The sequence below is a fragment of the Burkholderia sp. PR2 genome, assembly GCF_052372875.1.
GTDB lineage: Bacteria > Pseudomonadota > Gammaproteobacteria > Burkholderiales > Burkholderiaceae > Burkholderia > Burkholderia diffusa.
Window position 1 is genome coordinate 201,432 of sequence record NZ_JBQRWH010000003.1, and the last position, 15,262, is coordinate 216,693.

Genomic DNA, 15,262 nt, shown 5'->3' on the forward strand with positions numbered 1-15,262 from the left:
TTTATTCAAGCAGGAGCATCAAGCATGCAAACGACCTTTAACCAAATTCTGATCGCGGCGGCAATCGCCTGGCAACTGGCACTGCCGGTACAGGCGCAAGCACAATCCTCGTCGCTGCCGACGGGCGAGATCGCGACGGTCAACGGTACACCGATCACGAAGGCGGAAGTCGACGCCGTGTTGAACGCATCTCGCCAGCCTGATACGCCGCAGGTGCGCCAGGCGATCAAGAATCAGTTGATCGCGCAAGTGGTGATTCGACAAGCAGCGGAAAAGGCTGGCTATGGCAACAAGCCAGAAGTGCAGACGGCGATGCAGGTGGCAAAGTCGAACGCTGAGACGCAACTTTTTGTGCGCGATAACGTCAAGCCGGAATCCGTGACGGATACGCAGGTGAAGGCGCGATACGATGAGATCGTCGCGTCGCTCGGGAAAGAGGAATACAAGCCGCGCATTATCGTGGCGAAGGATGCGGCGACCGCGGCGACGGTGCTTGCTGGCTTGAAGTCGGGCCAGTCGTTCGATGCGCTGGCGCGACAGTACAGCCAGGCGCCGAGCGCGGCAACAGGCGGTGAGTTGCCGTGGGTGAGTTTCAAGACGCCGGTGATGGAAGGCAAGACGCAGGGATTGCCGCTCGCGGTTGCGCAAGCGATCACGCAGTTGCCAGTTGGGGGTGTGACACCGGAGTCCATCTTGCTGGGCAATGACACTAACGGCCCGCGAGCGATCGTGAAGGTCGATGCGAAGCGTCCGACGCAAGTGCCGACGTTCGATGCGGCCAAGGCGACGATCCGGCAGCAGTTGCAGGCACTGGCAATCGAGAAGGCGTCGGCGAATTTTGTCGGTGGACTGATGAAGGGCGCGACAATTCAGCAATGATGTCGAGTCACGAGCCAATCCACACGACAAGCCGATAGTCGATATGGCACGCACGACTGAGGAAGCATTCGCTCATACGAAAGAGGTGGCGAAGGCGGCCGGACTCACGCTTCTGACGCAGACGTGGACCAATGCGAGAGCCTACTACCGATTTCGGTGTGCAAACGGTCACGAGTTTGAACGGCAGGCGTACGTTCTCACGCGCGGATCGATGAGCTGTGCTGCATGTGACGAGGCGGCGGTCCAGCAACAGTTTCTCGATCGATTGGCACGGCGCAATCTGATTTGCCTCGAGGGCAAGTATCTCGGTGGAAAGGTTCGTCATCACTTCGAATGCGCTCAAGGGCACCGGTGGGATGTCGAGGCGCGCAAGGTTCTCGAAGGAAGTGGATGTCCACGATGTGCCAAAGAGCGCACGGCCGAACTGAATCGGCACGCGGACGGATTGGCCCTGCTGCGTAAGGCTGCCGCTGCTTTCGGGGGGCGTTGCCTGTCCGATGTTTATTTGGGAGTCGCGTTCCGTTATGAATGGGAATGCGCGGATGGACATCGGTGGCATGCGTTTGGGTATAGCGTCATCAAGGGACGTTGGTGTCGAAAGTGTTTCGCACGTCGACATAGCATGCATATGCGCGATCCGATGGGATGGGAGCGTCTGAATGCCGCAGTGGAATTGCATGGAGGTCGATGCCTTGATGATCGATATGTTGGGTCCAACGAGAAATATCGGTTTCGATGTGTAGAAGGGCATGAGTGGCGTGCCGCGGCAAGCGCGGTGATGGGAGGCACGTGGTGCGCGCGGTGTGCGAAAAAGAAAACCGGGGAAGCGCTGCGTCTTGATGACGGACTGAATCAATTGAAAACGGCCGCTGCCGCGCACGGCGGTGAAGTGCTGGATTCGACTTACATGGGCCTGAACGCGCGTTATACCTTTCGATGTGCGCGCGGCCACGAGTGGCAGACGAAGGGCGGACACGTCTTGAACGACGGAAGTTGGTGCAGACAGTGCGCGGGGCTGCGCCGTCGACATACGATCGAAACGATGCAGCAGATCGCGTGCGAGCGCGGCGGACGTTGTATAAGTCCGGAATATCTCGGGGTCAAGGTCCGACTACAGTGGGAGTGTCATCGCCGGCATGTATGGTCTACATCACCGGACAGCATTATCAACAATGGATCGTGGTGCCCGAATTGCGCGATCCTTGAGAAGACGAAGAAGCCGAGCTTGCGTCTGCGTTACGACACTGGGCACAAGACATGAAGCGCAAACGTCAGATGCACAAGCCGAGAACGAAGGCGATGCTCTTGCCATTACCTTTCGCGTTGGTGCGAAGTATCTCGCTCGAAAACCATATGTCGCTTGCGGCGATGCGCAGCGGACATGGTACGCACGATACGATGTGCGCGTTGTTGCGCATCCTGTATATGTTGTTCTATATGCTCGAAGGCAATGGCTGCGACGCCGATCTTCCCCGATTTCTGGAGGTGGAGGCGGCGCTCGATAGATCCATTCAAGCCGCTACGTCAGGGCAGGACTGGCAACTCGATAAAGAAAGCATACCTGCGATCGAATCAATGCTGTTGCGCTTCGATGAGGTCGTCGCGAGTGTGCCCGCGTTTCGCTATCAGGAGTCCTGGGAGAAGATGGCTGTGTTCGCGAAGTCCGCCTCGCAGTCGCCACTACCGGGCAGCCGGATCGGCGAGATATGGCGGCCACCCGAATGACGGACGACGAAATCGATTGGTCAAATGAGAGAACGGAGGGGCGAATGGGACTGTTCGACCGATTACTCGATCAGGCGGTGGGGACGAGTGCGGCGTCTCGAAAGGCGATCTTTCGGGTCTTGCTTGACGATCAGGGCCGTGTAAAGGACGTGGTACTCAAGCGGAGCAGTGGAGACCCTGCAGTTGACATGCGCGGCCACGAGAAATTCCTCAATATGAAGTTTCCGCCGGGCCGGCTAAACGGGAGCACCAAGAAGGCGCAGCGTTGGCACGAATTTCCCTATACGGATGACGCGAGCAAGTAACGGACGATTTCGATGAGAACGATTCAGGAGAGCGACACGGGGCTCGGCGACTTGAAGGCGTTGACCTACGTGCGACCGGACGCGACTGTTGCGCCTCGATCTGAGGTCGATCGTGGTCGTCGTCGCAAGATCATGGGAATTATGGTGGCGGTGCTATTGATCGCGATTGCGCAATTTGTGGCGTTAAAGATCATCTACGCGACTCAGCCTGCTCATGTAGCGAGGGGAAAGTGAACTATCGACGGATGACAGCTATGTTGCTGCTCACAACGACGATGTCGTTGTTGAGTGGATGCGGAATGTTTGGTTGCGGAGGTGCAGCGAGCAACGGAGGCGGTTGGGGTGGGTGTAGTGTCGGAAGACGCTTCTGACCAGCGCCCGGTTCGATTATTCAGATCTCAAATCATATTGAATTGAGCGGTACTGCGGGTGTAGCTCAATGGTAGAGCAGAAGCCTTCCAAGCTTACGACGAGGGTTCGATTCCCTTCACCCGCTCCAACCTGGAAACGTGGCCGAGCGGTTTAAGGCACCGGTCTTGAAAACCGACGACGGGAAACCGTCCGTGAGTTCGAATCTCACCGTTTCCGCCACCCGATTTCTGATGGGCTCGTAGCTGAGTCGGTCAGAGCAGCCGACTCATAATCGGCCGGTCGCCGGTTCAAGTCCGGCCGGACCCACCACATATTCCTGGTTTTGCTCAACGGAGAAAGGCACGATGAAGCGCGTGCTGCTGCTTTGGAATACGGCTCGACGTGATCTGCGCGTGCTGTACAGAGCGCTCCCTCATCAGAATCGTCCGGGCTGGCTGATTCCCGCGATCGCTTTAGTTACGTTAAGAGCAATCGATTTTTCTTTTCGCATCACTGTTCAAGGAACGCGAACCGGCGCTACCGACGTCCACAGACACGAACGACGATGAGCCGGCGGTCGGCCCTCAACACCGGACGATCTGGTAGACGGTTGCCGCGCACAGCCGCAAGATCCACTGGTGCCGCGTCGGCTTTTCGTTGTCGACGGCAAGCCAACGCAGTATGCGTACATCGAATCGTTCAACGGCAAGTTCCGCGACGAATGCCTTAACGAGCACTGGTTCACGACGCTCGCGCAACGGGTCAGCTTCTGCCGGATGCAGTCCGTTCGACGCCGGCATCCGACAAGGGCTCGCCGTCGCGCTGTAGTCGGCCAGGAATGGACATTTGACTACGATGCAACGATCGTCCCCAATATATGCAGGCTCGTGGCTGCCATCCATGGGTCGCGTTTGCACTCTCGCGAGGAGAGATGTTGGTTGTGGTGACGTTAGCCCGGCGGCAGCCGGAGGGAAAAAACCCCCGTTGAATCAGACTAGGGCCTTGCCCAAGAGCAGCGCTTGAGCTTCGACGACCAGTTCTACCAGGAGATCGGCAAGGGTCCGCACACGTGGCGAACGTTTGACATCCGGGTGCATCACCAGCCATAGCTTACGTACCGTAGGGCATGCGGGATCGGGTACAGCCGCTAGTGCATCGTCGTTCGCAGCTAAAAAGTGGGGCAGTATTGCGATTCCTAGCCCCGCGCGGGCGGCATTAAGCAATGCAGCGAGATCGTTGCTCCTGAAGACAAAACGCCGATTGCCGGCAACATGAGTAAGCCAGCGCTGCTGCGGTACCTGCTCGAGACTGTCGTCGTAACCAAGAAATTCCCAAGCATCAGCTGCTCGGCGGGTATAACCATGGGCGGCGTAAAGTCCATAGCCCACATCCCCAATGCAACGCGTCGCCAGGCCCGGTGCAGTGGGCCGCGACATTCTGATCGCTAGGTCGGCCTCGCCCCTTGCCAGATTGGCATCCCGCGATTCGCCTATAACTTCCAGATCGATGTTTTGCCATCTGGAGCGCATGGCGGCTAACCGAGGCACGACGAAATGACCGGCCAAGACCGGTGGTGCCGAAACCCGGACCGTTCCCTGCAAGGATGAAACGCCGAGTGCTACCCGCGAAAATGCCTGCGCTTCGTCATCAAGTCGGCCGGCTTGGGCGACGAGCTTCTCACCTTCCGACGTCAATGACCAGGCTTTGGGTAAGCGGTCGAACAGCCTGATCCCGAGCGACCGTTCCAGTGCCTCGACGCGCCTTGCTACGGTCGAGTGTTCGACCCTGAGCCGCCGTGCCGCGCCCGACAGGCTGCCGGTGCGCGCGAGTTCGAGGAAATAACGGATGTCATCCCACTGTAGGCCACGCTTGTCACCGCCAGCGATGGGTGTGTTTTTTTGCACAATTAGTGTGTAGCTTTTGAGAATTGTTGAGCTATTTTGCTCAACGTAACCTGCGCTTGCAAGTTCATCCAACAGGACAACATCATGACCAAGCGCGAATCTTTTCTCGACTCAACAGCTGCTTCCCAGATCGTCATCAGGCAATATGGCGACGCATCGGAACTCACCGCCGTAGACGCAACACTACCTCCGCCTGCGGCGGGCGAAATTCGAGTTCGGCACACCGCGATCGGTGTGAACTATGTCGATACCTATCACCGCACCGGTCTCTACCAGTTGCCCTCGCTTCCCGCAGTTCTTGGGGTCGAGGCCGCCGGGATCGTTGAAGCGCTCGGGCCGGATGTCGACACGGTGCAACAGGGCCAGCGTATCGCCTACGCCGGTCCACCCGTCGGCAGCTATGCCAGCGCCCGCAACCTGCCGGCCGCGCGGGCCATCCCCTTGCCAGATGACGTAACCGACGACGCAGTGGCGAGCCTACTGCTGCGCGGCATCACCACTCACATGCTGCTGGCCTACGTCCGTCCCCTGAAGGCTAGCGATACTGTGCTCGTGCACGCGGCGGCCGGCGGTCTCGGGTTGGTCCTCGTGCAGTGGGCGAAGGCCATGGGCGCTCGCGTCATCGGCACGGTCAGTTCGCCGGCCAAGGCGGCACTGGCCATCGAACACGGACTGGACCACGCTATCAATTATCGAGACGACGACTTCGTGGCGGAGGTCATGCGGCTGACCGATGGCCAAGGCGTCGATTACGCTATCGACGGGATCGGCGGAAAGACCCTGCTTGATACCCTCGGCTGTGTACGCCCCTACGGCATGGTCGCTAGTGTCGGCCAAGTGGCTGGCGACCCGGGGCCGCTCGATCTTTCGGTGCTCGGCCCGACGCGTTCCGTGGCCCTCTCCCGGCCTGGCGTCTTCCGCTTCATGATGGATCCGGCGCGTTACCGCGAAGGTGCACTGGCAACCATCCGGCAACTGCAGGCCGGGCTGAAGCCGACAATTGGCGCTATCCAACCTTTGAGCGAAGCGGCCGAGGCACATTGCCGACTAGAATCCGGGCAAACCGTGGGCGCAATTCTCCTGCGCCCCTGAGCAAAAGAGACGAGGATCATCATGCTATTTCTAGTGCTTCTCGACTATCTGCGTCCCCTGTCCGAAGTGGACTTCCACATGGATGACCATCGTGCCTTTCTGAGTCGACATTACGCCGCGGGACACTTCCTGCTTTCGGGTAGGAAGGTGCCGCGGACCGGTGGAGTGATTCTCGCCAGGGCCGACGCCCTTGATGAGGTCACGCAATGGGTTTCCGAAGATCCATTTCATCAGGCAGGCGTCGCCCGCTACCAAATCATTGCTTGGGAACCGACTATGGCGGCCCAGGGTATGCCCAACATCTGAGGTTGGCTTTGCAAAGTGCTAAAAAACACTGTCATCGCCGAGCAAGTTATGCCGTGTCTAAGGCGGCCCTGCCCGGCATGACGAAATCCCTGGCACGGGCGCTGGCGCCGGGAATTCGCGTCAATTGCGTCGCGCCCGGTGCTGTCGAAACCCGCTGGTGGTCCGGAAATGAAGCCCGGATGCGCTAACTCTCGGGCAACCTTCCGCCACGGCGCTTCTCTACACCAGAAGACATCGCTCAGACTATTTGGCTTGTGCTTACAACCCGTTGGTTGTCCGGTTGCGCTGGTATCGATAGTCCGGAATGGGTCGATTACGGCCCTTGGTGTGTGACGGCCAAGCAATCTCAGACCTGATCTGACGCTAAATGAGAGTTCAGGTCTTGACTCGCGTAGGTCAGGTAGCCGCGCCGGCCCACACGCCCGGTTCGCCGCAAAGCAGCGGGTGCTCCCTGCGCGTGATCTGTTCGCGTGCTTCGTTCAGATATTTTTCGCTAGAGACGACTCGGTAGATCCGCTCGCACATTGATCGGTAGCCAGGCCAGTACTCATGGCCCTTGCGGAATTGCTCCGCATCCCACAAATCTTCCCACCACGGACGTTCATACGTTCCACCTTCGAGCGGCAAGAGCGGATGTGTGTTTCCGCCTAAGATTGCGTTACATGCTTCGCTCGGTAGCTGATAGCTCTTCACAATGACGTGCAGACCGCGCCCGGAAGCCTGGTACTTGTAGAGCAAGTTCAATGTTACGGTCAGGCATGCAAGCGCCTTCTCTCCGCCGGCGCCGATGCGGTCCGATACGTGGATCGGCGTGCTCCAGGTCGAGCACCGCCAGTCGTTGAACTGCTGAATGACGAACAGCCTGCCGGTCTCGTCCTCTTCGCGCACTAAATGCAGCAACACTGGCCGGTGCTCGCGATCGAGGTTGAGGAGCTGCGTGACCGCCTCGCCAGCGTTCTCGGAGAGTCGCCGCGTGTCGACGTCGAACATCCGGCCGTCACCATGTTGCAGCCACGCCTGCGAACCGCCCAGGTGCTCGGCGATCGCGGCCAGTTGCGTGAACGTCGGCTCTTGTTTGCCGATGAACCAGTCCTCCACATCGGACCCACGTTCTTCGCCGATCGCCTGTGCAACGTGCGATGGTCGAATCGTACGGACTGCGCGCACTTGATTGACCTGGTCGAGTAAGCTGGTCAATCGCTTCCCGACTTCGACGAGACGCGTGTTACGAATTTCGTCTTGGATTACCGGCTGGACATGGGATCGCAACGCAAAGCGTCCCTCCGCCTCAACCGAACGTTCGTTCCGGGTGGCCAGCGCGCTCAGCGCCGCGAGAATCTCTTCAGGGATGTTGCGAATCGACAATTTTCCGAACATAAGGCCCTCGACTCAAAATGACGGCATTTTGATTATTAATATGATTCACGTTGCAGTCAATCTGTTTAATTGAGTAATGTGCGACACCCTCGCGGCTTGATCCGCGCTGCACTTGGTATCACATGGTGTATTATATGGTATCACTTGATACTTGATGGGGAGTTGCCATGTCACTCGTTACCCCTGAAGCCGTGGCTGCGGTCATGGAACTGATGCCTGTTCCGCATACCCTGGCAGAGCTTGAAACGCTGGTGCGCGACGGTCTGCCGAAGTCCGCCTTGCGAGCCGGCGTCGAGCATGCAACCCAAGGCGCGGATGCTCGGCGTGCGCTGCTGGCGCGCATCATTCCCGAGGCAACCTACAAGCGCCGTCGCGATCGCCTGACGTTGGACGAATCCGAAAAGACGGAGCGTCTCGCGCGGATCGTTGCGACGACCACCTACGTCTGGAACGACGAAGCGGACGCGCGGGAATTCCTGTCGACGCCGCACCCCGAGTTGGAGGGAAGGGCGCCTCTCGATGTCGCGCTCACGGAGCTCGGCGCGCGCCGTGTCGAAGAATTGCTCTGGAAGCTGTTCTACGGGTTGCCGGCATGAGGTTGTATCGCATCGCCGACACACGACACACGATCTGGAGCGGCACCGGCGCGATGCTAGTTGGCGGCCGCTTCAACAGTCCGGGCCGGCCGGTCATCTATGCGGCGCTGACCTTTGCCGGCGCGATGCTCGAGGTGCTCGTGCATGCACGAATCGGCAAGGTACCGAAAACGCACGGTTGGGTCGAGGCAACGGTTCCCGACGATGTTCTCGTCGAACGCCAGTCCGCCGACACACTACCGGCGGGATGGGATTCGGCCGCGCAGCACCCGGCACGTCAGTTTGGTGACGCATGGCTCACGGAATCGCGGACCGCTATTTTGATCGTGCCGTCCGTAGTCGCTCGAGCGGAGTGCAACGTGTTGGTGAATCCTGCGCATCCTGACGCCGCACGGATCGTCGTGACGGATCCACAACCGGTCGTGTGGGACGAGCGACTTTTTGTGGCGCCGCCTGCTGGACGATCATAGATTCTCGCCGGTGGTCTGCTAACCTTGCCTCGACGCATTTCTCCTGGAGACAGGAATGACTACGACGTTGCTTTTGGTTTCATTCGCACTCCCACCTAGCTTTCCACCCGAAGCGGTACCGGAGCCGCTCGCACGGTTCGTCGCGAACTGTGTTCCGGGACTGACGAAGCGTCAGCTTATCGCCCGCACGGGCAGACTAGGCTGGTTTCCGACATGGAAGCCGCTTCCGCATCTGAAGCGCGGCGAGATCGAGGCGTTTGGGTTTGGGCTGACCGTCGACGGGATGGGTATTCCGCTGATTGCCCGCATGCGACACGCGAAAAGAGACGTCATGCCCGCAAGACTCCCGGAGCGCGACCCGCGGCAGATAAGCTTGTTCTAGCGGGTAGCGCAATGACGCCTTTTTGCAAGGCTGTTCATTCAGTGGATGCGCTTGTCGCAGACATTGCAGGCGTGCACGAGGGAATCGTTGCACTCGACGGGTGTCCGCTGGCCGGTAATTCGACGGTCCGCGTCCGGATCTGCGAACGACTCAGTGCGATTGGATTGGAACTCGATCGCTTTCTGACGCGCGAGCAGGGCAAGTATGTCGATGCGTTGAGAGCCGATGACGTCTCGATTGCGGTTCAGGATGCTCTGTGTCGCTCGTCGTGCTCGATGGTGTTTGCATGCGGGCGATTCTCGCTGCCCTTGGACTTGCTGCGCGTCTACACGTCTATGTGCAGCCGATCTCCCCAAGTGGGGTCCTCAGAAATATCGAGACGCTTGACGCGGAGAATCGCACTATGTCGATCATATCTTCGGTCATTAAGTGTTGCATCTTTGCTATTGCCGTGGCTGGTGCGACGAACGCATTCGCGGACGAACAGGCACCCTCCTCGGTTCATCTGTCGAATGGACTTCAGTTCCGACCGACTGAAGATGGAAAGCGGCTGATCGAAGTAGACGCCACCCATCACCGCACAATCACGGTGAAGTTACCCACGGCATTTCGTCGGGCAGTCGCTTCTTCGTCGGGCATCGGATTCCCGTCTGCGATATCGAAGGTTGTCGACGGAAAAGAGTTCGTGCTGGTGGTCGTGAGCCAATCGTCGAGCAACAAGCCGATGGGCTTTTGCGGAGCCGGCGACGAGGGCACGTTGTATGCGCTGCAGGTCAACGGCAACGCTGCGGCCCCGGTCTATTCGATGTCGGTACAAAGCTGTTTGCACAGCGTGTCTCTCGATGACAACGGGGGCTATCGGTCGCCGTGGCTCGCGATCGAGTGGGTCGAGAACCCATTCGGATTTAAGATCACCTGGACCAATATCGACGACGCTGGGAATGCGACGCGCGAGTACCGGTACAACGGAAGCACATTTACACGTAGCAAGTAGTCCGCGCTCGAGCCGGAGAATCAGCAAAACTCCCGCGACGTCGTCGGCAGCGCACCGAGCAACTCGGTCCTGTCGACGAGCTTGCTCGCAATCAGATGCCGCACCTTGCCTTCGGCCTGCCATACCCCGTAGACGGCGAGCAGCGCGGCGCCGAGCGCCTCCTTCCGAAACTTCTCCAACAGACCGGGCCACAGGATCACGTTGACCTGGCCCGTCTCGTCCTCGAGCGTCATGAACAGCACGCCGTTCGCCGTACCTGGCCGTTGGCGTACCGTGACCAGTCCGCACGCGCGCGCCAGTTGCCCGCTGCGCAACGTCTGGAGATGCTCGGCCGACTGCAGTCGATCGAGCGCCAGGCGTTCGCGCAGCAACGCCAGCGGATGCCGGCCGAGCGTGAAGCCCATCGCGCGATAGTCCGTCACAATCTCGTTGCCTTCCGATGCTTGTGGCAACGCCGGCACCGCGTCGTCGCGCTCGGTGCCGCGCAGCAGATCCCGATCAGGCACGGCCGCGGCCGCGAGCCAAAGCGCTGCGCGTCGGTTGCCTCCGGCGAGTGAGCGAAGGGCGTTCGCTCGCGCGAGCACCTGCAGGTCGTGCCGATCGAGCTGCGCGCGGCGCGCGAGGTCCGCGACGTCGACGAAAGGCCGCGCCGCGCGTGCGAGCTCGATGCGGCCGGCGACATCCTCGCGCATACCGCGCAGCAGCGAGAATCCGAGGCGCACGGGCGCCGACGTCGTCGGCCCTTCGATCGCGGAATCCCATGTGCTCACGTTGACGTCGACGGGCAGCACATCAACGCCGCGACGCCGAGCGTCCTGCAGCAGTTGCGAGGGTGTGTAGAAGCCCATGGGCTGGCTGTTGAGCAGCGCCGCCAGGAACACGGCTGGTTCGTGCCGACGCAGCCACGCGCTCGAGTAGACGAGCAGGGCGAAGCTGGCCGCGTGGCTCTCCGGGAAGCCGTATTCGCCGAAGCCCTTGATCTGCGCGAAGATCGACTCGGCAAACTCACGATCGTAGCCGCGCGCGAGCATGCCGCTCACCAGACGGTCGTGGTATGGCTCCAGTCCGCCCTTGCGCTTCCATGCGGCCATCGCTCGGCGCAACTGGTCGGCCTCGCCGGCGGAGAAGCCGGCTGCCAGCATCGCGACCTGCATCACCTGCTCCTGGAAGATCGGCACGCCGAGCGTGCGCTTCAGCGCCTTCTCCATACCTTCGGATGGGAATGTGACAGGTTCAAGTCCCTGCCGGCGGCGCAGAAACGGATGGACCATCCCGCCTTGCACCGGGCCCGGCCGCACGATCGCGACTTCGATCACCAGGTCGTAGAAGCATTGCGGCCGCAGGCGCGGCAGCATCGACATCTGCGCGCGCGATTCGACCTGGAAAACGCCCATGCTGTCGCCGTCGCACAGCACGTCGTAGGTCGCATTGTCCTCAGGCGGAATGTCCTGCAGCTCGAACGTCTCGCCGAGTTTCTCCGAGATCATGTCGAGCGCGCGCCGCACCATCGACAGCATGCCCAGCGCGAGCACGTCGATCTTCAGGATCCCGAGCGCTTCGATGTCGTCCTTGTCCCACTGGATGATCGTGCGGTCTTCCATCGCGGCGTTTTCAACTGGCACGAGCCGTGTGAGTTTGCCGCGGCTGATCACGAAGCCGCCCGAGTGCTGCGATAGGTGTCGCGGGTAGCCGAGCAGCTGCGCGTCGAATGCGGCCCACTGCTGGTTGAGCGGCGCTTCCGGATCAAGGCCGGCCTCCGCGAAGCGCTGTAGTAGATCCGCACGCGAATCGAACCAGTGGTGCTGCTTGGCGACGCGATCGACGATCGCCGGATCGACGCCGAGCGCCTTCCCGGCTTCCCGCAACGCGCTGCGCGGCCGGTACGTCGTGACGGCGGCCGTCAGCGCTGCGCGATCGCGGCCGTACTTGCGGTAGATGTACTGCATGACCTCTTCGCGACGCTGATGCTCGAAATCGACGTCGATATGGTACCCGTTCCCCTTCTACCGATTTTCGCTCCGACAGTCCGCTGGTACCCAGGAGGTTACGCCATCGGTGATACCTAGCGGCAAGTGGGTCGGCGTTCGACACACGAAATGCTGCAGCCACGACCAGCCAAGTCTCCTCCACGATTACCAGTACGGCCAGCGCGCTTTTTCAAGCGTGTGTCGCAAAGATCCCGGTCAAAAAATACGGTTCCGTCCACGACGGGCTCCCGGACCAAGGCGGTCACCCAAGAAAGCCGAGCCTAACGCGGCGCCCCGAAAGCTTACAAGCTCCGCCGACCAAATTGCACCACAACGGTTTGTTCTCGCCTACGCGGGAGATGGGGCTGTTGTACATGTTGATGGGATGACCCAGGTCGGACTGTCAGATTCTGTCAGATCTAAGACCTTTCCTATTCGGAGCCTTCGAGATTAAGCGTTCGTCCCATATTCGGATCCGGAAGCAATTTGTAAAATACGCTTCAGGTAATCTATTTTTTCGTTCGCGGCCGTGAAATCTAGATTTTAGTGTTCGTGGTAAATCGCGGTACTTCGAGAGTAGGTGTCCATTTGTAATGAAAGAATTCGGAGTGAGGACAATCTTTGCCAACGATAGGCCATTGACTCTGGCGGGCATGGAGTATCTCGCTAAAAATACAAACGCTATCGAACTCGTCAAAGTATGCAGAACCCCCGATTGTTTGATCGAGTCATTGTCTCGTATGCAGTGTGATGTTGCACTGGTGGATTATGCGATGCGCGGCGAGGGGAAAATGGAAGGGCTTGCATTACTCGGATATTTACGGCGCAATTTTTCGAAGGTTGGGATTGTTGCACTGGTATCCCATGAGAATCCGGTGATAATCCGATCGATTGTCGATCGCGGTGTCGCGTGCATCGTCAGCAAGTTCGACGACGTTGGCCATATTGTCACTGCTATTCATTCTTGCTTCGGCTGCGGGAACTATTTTTCGCCTTTGATCAAGCGTTCGCTTGAATCTGTCGAAAGCGAAGGAAACAATCGTGCGTCGAAATTATCGCCACGCGAGATCGAGGTTATCCGGCTATATCTGTCCGGGTTGACAATCACGCAGATGGCGCGGAAATTGCAGAAAAGCAAGAAGACGATCAGTGCGCAGAGGATCAACGCGATGAAGAAGTTGGGTGTGGAAAGCAACGTCGAGCTGATCCGGTGTGCGACGTGTCTTGATCTGATCGATGACGGAAGCGCGAACCGATTCAAACTTCAGTGATTCAGATTTTGACCCGGGGGAGGTCCATTTTCAATATTCAAATCCCTAGAACCAATGACCGGGCGGAATTTTAATCGGGAAATGCGTTGCGATAGCCGGTCGTCCTGAAGCGGCGGCGCTCGCCTCGAGCCAGTGAAAACGCTCCGTCGAACAGTCTTCGTGTTCCGTACGCCGTGCCGGATTCGCCGCGCTGGAGATGCCGGCGCGCCGCGAAAGCCTGTGAATACACCTGATAAACCTTGAATTAATACGGAATGCGAAAGATGGATGAATGGAAACGCCGAACGTATGCGAAATGTCTGATTGCTGCCTCTATATCGGTCGCCGCGTCGGTGGCCAACGCAAACATGCAGGTCTATCCGATGGCGGCGTCGATCGGGGCGGGCAACGGCTCGGCTGCGGAGCTACGTATCTATTCGAAAGCCGATGCGACGCAATATGTGAAGGCGATCGCGAAGCGCGTGATCGATCCTGCGACGGATCACGAGCGCGAGGAGGGCAGCATGAACTCTGGTGACGACGCGATCGTGATCTCGCCGGCCAAGTTCGCGTTGCCGGCCGGCGGGACGCGGCTCGTGCGGGTAATCGCGCTGGGCGTACCGCAGAAGGAGGTGCTGTATCGCGTCTACCTGCAGCCGGTGGCGGCGCCGTCCGACGACGACTTCGCGGCTAAGGGTGATGTGTCAGGGAAGGTCGACTTCAGCCTCGTCTGGGCACCGCTCATCCGTGTGTTGCCGAAGACGCCCGTGCCAGATTTCGACGTGTCGAATGGCACGCTGACGAATACCGGCAACGTGCGCATCGGTCTGCTCGAAGCCGGCGCATGCGAGTCCGAGCAGGACGACGCTGCTTGCCAGTGGACGAAGTTCGACCGCAGTGTCTACCCGGATCAGCAGTATAGGCTGGAGGGGATGCATTCCGCACCTTATGTGCGAATCCGATATCGAGTGGGGGGAGTGACGGATGTACAGCAGAAGGTTGTGCGCACGCATTCCGTCGACGCGATGAACGCGCCGAGCGCGAAAAACGAGACCCGGACGGGTCATACCATTGTTTCAACCAATCAAAAGGACTAACCCATGCTGAAATACGTTCCGATCGCTGCCGCGGCGCTGATGTCGATGTCGGCCCACGCCGTCCAGAAGGACATCACGGTCACCGCCAACATCGACACGACGCTCGAAATGCTGTCGGCGGACGGCTCGGCGCTGCCGACCACCATGCAGATGCAATATCTGCCGGGAACGGGTCTTCAGGCCGCTGTAGTGAATACGAAGATCTTCACGAACGACAAGGCGAAGGATCTGCAGATCCGTCTCGCGACCGCTCCGTCGCTGAAGAACCAGACGAGCCCGGGTGCGGCCGAAATTCCGCTGGCTGTCAAACTGGGCGACACCGAGTTGAGCACGACGTCGGCGACCCTGAAGGTCGCGGAACTCTTCCCCGGCGAACTGGCACAGGGCTCAAACGTGCTGCCGCTGTCGATCGGCCAGAAAACTGTCGCTGCCGTCACGGCGTCCGGCAGCTATCAGGGCCTGGTCAGCGTGATCCTCACGCAGAGCGCGGCGTCGGGTAGCTAAGCCCCTCCGTTGTATCGACGGGCGCGCCTGACCGGCGCGCCCTGTTTTTTGATAGTAGTCCTT

Annotated in this window: 17 protein-coding genes, 3 tRNA genes and 2 pseudogenes; 19 read left to right on the forward strand and 3 right to left on the reverse strand. The window is 59.5% G+C overall.

The genetic code is table 11. The features are described from left to right. Positions 1-24 precede the first annotated feature (24 nt). From ACT2FV_RS16575 to ACT2FV_RS16615, 9 genes and pseudogenes are all read left to right on the forward strand, one after another. On the forward strand, positions 25-879 hold the full coding sequence (locus tag ACT2FV_RS16575; protein ID WP_444504409.1) for a peptidyl-prolyl cis-trans isomerase: 855 nt from the start codon (positions 25-27) through the stop codon (positions 877-879). 43 nt (positions 880-922) lie between these two features. Continuing rightward, positions 923-2,140 carry a hypothetical protein gene (locus ACT2FV_RS16580; protein ID WP_444504410.1) on the forward strand — a complete coding sequence of 406 codons (1,218 nt, stop codon included), beginning with the start codon at positions 923-925 and terminating at the stop codon, positions 2,138-2,140. After that, positions 2,137-2,604, forward strand: coding sequence for a hypothetical protein (locus tag ACT2FV_RS16585; protein ID WP_444504411.1), 468 nt, complete (start codon positions 2,137-2,139; stop codon positions 2,602-2,604). The genes ACT2FV_RS16580 and ACT2FV_RS16585 overlap by 4 nt, the downstream gene beginning before the upstream one ends. Positions 2,605-2,648: 44 nt before the next feature. Next, complete coding sequence (locus ACT2FV_RS16590; protein ID WP_444504412.1) at positions 2,649-2,909, forward strand: energy transducer TonB; 261 nt, start codon at positions 2,649-2,651, stop codon at positions 2,907-2,909. 12 nt (positions 2,910-2,921) lie between these two features. Further along, positions 2,922-3,143 (forward strand): hypothetical protein, encoded by a 222-nt coding sequence (locus tag ACT2FV_RS16595; protein ID WP_444504413.1) that lies wholly within the window; start codon positions 2,922-2,924, stop codon positions 3,141-3,143. A gap of 191 nt (positions 3,144-3,334) precedes the next feature. Further along, positions 3,335-3,408 (forward strand) — tRNA-Gly (locus ACT2FV_RS16600). Between the two features lie 4 nt (positions 3,409-3,412). Next, a tRNA-Ser gene (locus tag ACT2FV_RS16605) sits at positions 3,413-3,500 on the forward strand. Positions 3,501-3,513: 13 nt separating this feature from the next. Next, positions 3,514-3,590: transfer RNA gene (locus ACT2FV_RS16610), tRNA-Ile, on the forward strand. Between the two features lie 335 nt (positions 3,591-3,925). After that, positions 3,926-4,015 (forward strand): annotated as a pseudogene (locus tag ACT2FV_RS16615) (integrase core domain-containing protein); the annotation flags it as partial. A gap of 234 nt (positions 4,016-4,249) precedes the next feature. Here the strand turns inward: ACT2FV_RS16615 and ACT2FV_RS16620 are convergent. Beyond that, positions 4,250-5,164, reverse strand: a complete 915-nt coding sequence (locus ACT2FV_RS16620) for a LysR family transcriptional regulator (RefSeq protein ID WP_444504503.1) — start codon at positions 5,162-5,164, stop codon at positions 4,250-4,252. 84 nt (positions 5,165-5,248) lie between these two features. Between ACT2FV_RS16620 and ACT2FV_RS16625 the strand changes: the two genes are divergently transcribed. Genes ACT2FV_RS16625 through ACT2FV_RS16635 form a run of 3 tightly spaced genes read left to right on the forward strand, consistent with a single transcriptional unit; the run spans position 5,249 to position 6,750 of the window. Next, entirely contained in the window at positions 5,249-6,256 is a 1,008-nt protein-coding gene (locus ACT2FV_RS16625) for a quinone oxidoreductase family protein (protein WP_444504414.1), read from the forward strand. Positions 6,257-6,277: 21 nt separating this feature from the next. Next, positions 6,278-6,562: a YciI family protein gene (locus tag ACT2FV_RS16630; RefSeq protein ID WP_444504415.1), complete on the forward strand. Its 285-nt coding sequence runs from the start codon at positions 6,278-6,280 to the stop codon at positions 6,560-6,562. Further along, entirely contained in the window at positions 6,463-6,750 is a 288-nt protein-coding gene (locus ACT2FV_RS16635; protein WP_444504416.1) for an SDR family oxidoreductase, read from the forward strand. The genes ACT2FV_RS16630 and ACT2FV_RS16635 overlap by 100 nt, the downstream gene beginning before the upstream one ends. 208 nt (positions 6,751-6,958) lie before the next feature. Here the strand turns inward: ACT2FV_RS16635 and ACT2FV_RS16640 are convergent, their stop codons facing one another. Beyond that, complete coding sequence (locus ACT2FV_RS16640) at positions 6,959-7,939, reverse strand: FitA-like ribbon-helix-helix domain-containing protein (protein WP_444504417.1); 981 nt, start codon at positions 7,937-7,939, stop codon at positions 6,959-6,961. Positions 7,940-8,106: 167 nt separating this feature from the next. Here ACT2FV_RS16640 and ACT2FV_RS16645 point away from each other — a divergent pair, with 167 nt between their 5' ends. The 4 genes from ACT2FV_RS16645 to ACT2FV_RS16660 all read left to right on the forward strand — a co-directional run bounded on the left by ACT2FV_RS16645 (position 8,107) and on the right by ACT2FV_RS16660 (position 10,381). Further along, a complete protein-coding gene (locus ACT2FV_RS16645; RefSeq protein WP_444504418.1) occupies positions 8,107-8,535 on the forward strand; it encodes an antitoxin Xre/MbcA/ParS toxin-binding domain-containing protein in 429 nt (142 codons plus the stop codon). Beyond that, positions 8,532-9,005 carry an RES family NAD+ phosphorylase gene (locus tag ACT2FV_RS16650; protein WP_444504419.1) on the forward strand — a complete coding sequence of 158 codons (474 nt, stop codon included), beginning with the start codon at positions 8,532-8,534 and terminating at the stop codon, positions 9,003-9,005. The genes ACT2FV_RS16645 and ACT2FV_RS16650 overlap by 4 nt, the downstream gene beginning before the upstream one ends. Positions 9,006-9,060: 55 nt before the next feature. Beyond that, the gene (locus ACT2FV_RS16655) at positions 9,061-9,387 is read left to right on the forward strand and encodes a hypothetical protein (protein WP_444504420.1); all 327 of its coding nucleotides are present in this window, start codon (positions 9,061-9,063) and stop codon (positions 9,385-9,387) included. Between the two features lie 256 nt (positions 9,388-9,643). Then, complete coding sequence (locus ACT2FV_RS16660) at positions 9,644-10,381, forward strand: hypothetical protein (RefSeq protein ID WP_444504421.1); 738 nt, start codon at positions 9,644-9,646, stop codon at positions 10,379-10,381. A 20-nt stretch (positions 10,382-10,401) separates the two neighbouring features. Here the strand turns inward: ACT2FV_RS16660 and ACT2FV_RS16665 are convergent. Then, a pseudogene (locus tag ACT2FV_RS16665) lies at positions 10,402-12,366 on the reverse strand (error-prone DNA polymerase); the annotation flags it as partial. Positions 12,367-12,941: 575 nt separating this feature from the next. Here ACT2FV_RS16665 and ACT2FV_RS16670 point away from each other — a divergent pair. From ACT2FV_RS16670 to cblA, 3 genes are all read left to right on the forward strand, one after another. Next, the gene (locus ACT2FV_RS16670; RefSeq protein WP_444504422.1) at positions 12,942-13,619 is read left to right on the forward strand and encodes a LuxR C-terminal-related transcriptional regulator; all 678 of its coding nucleotides are present in this window, start codon (positions 12,942-12,944) and stop codon (positions 13,617-13,619) included. A 263-nt stretch (positions 13,620-13,882) separates the two neighbouring features. Continuing rightward, positions 13,883-14,695: a cable pilus chaperone CblB gene (gene cblB, locus ACT2FV_RS16675; protein ID WP_444504423.1), complete on the forward strand. Its 813-nt coding sequence runs from the start codon at positions 13,883-13,885 to the stop codon at positions 14,693-14,695. Positions 14,696-14,698: 3 nt separating this feature from the next. Next, positions 14,699-15,199 (forward strand): cable pilus major pilin CblA, encoded by a 501-nt coding sequence (gene cblA / locus ACT2FV_RS16680; RefSeq protein WP_444504424.1) that lies wholly within the window; start codon positions 14,699-14,701, stop codon positions 15,197-15,199. Positions 15,200-15,262: the final 63 nt, after the last annotated feature.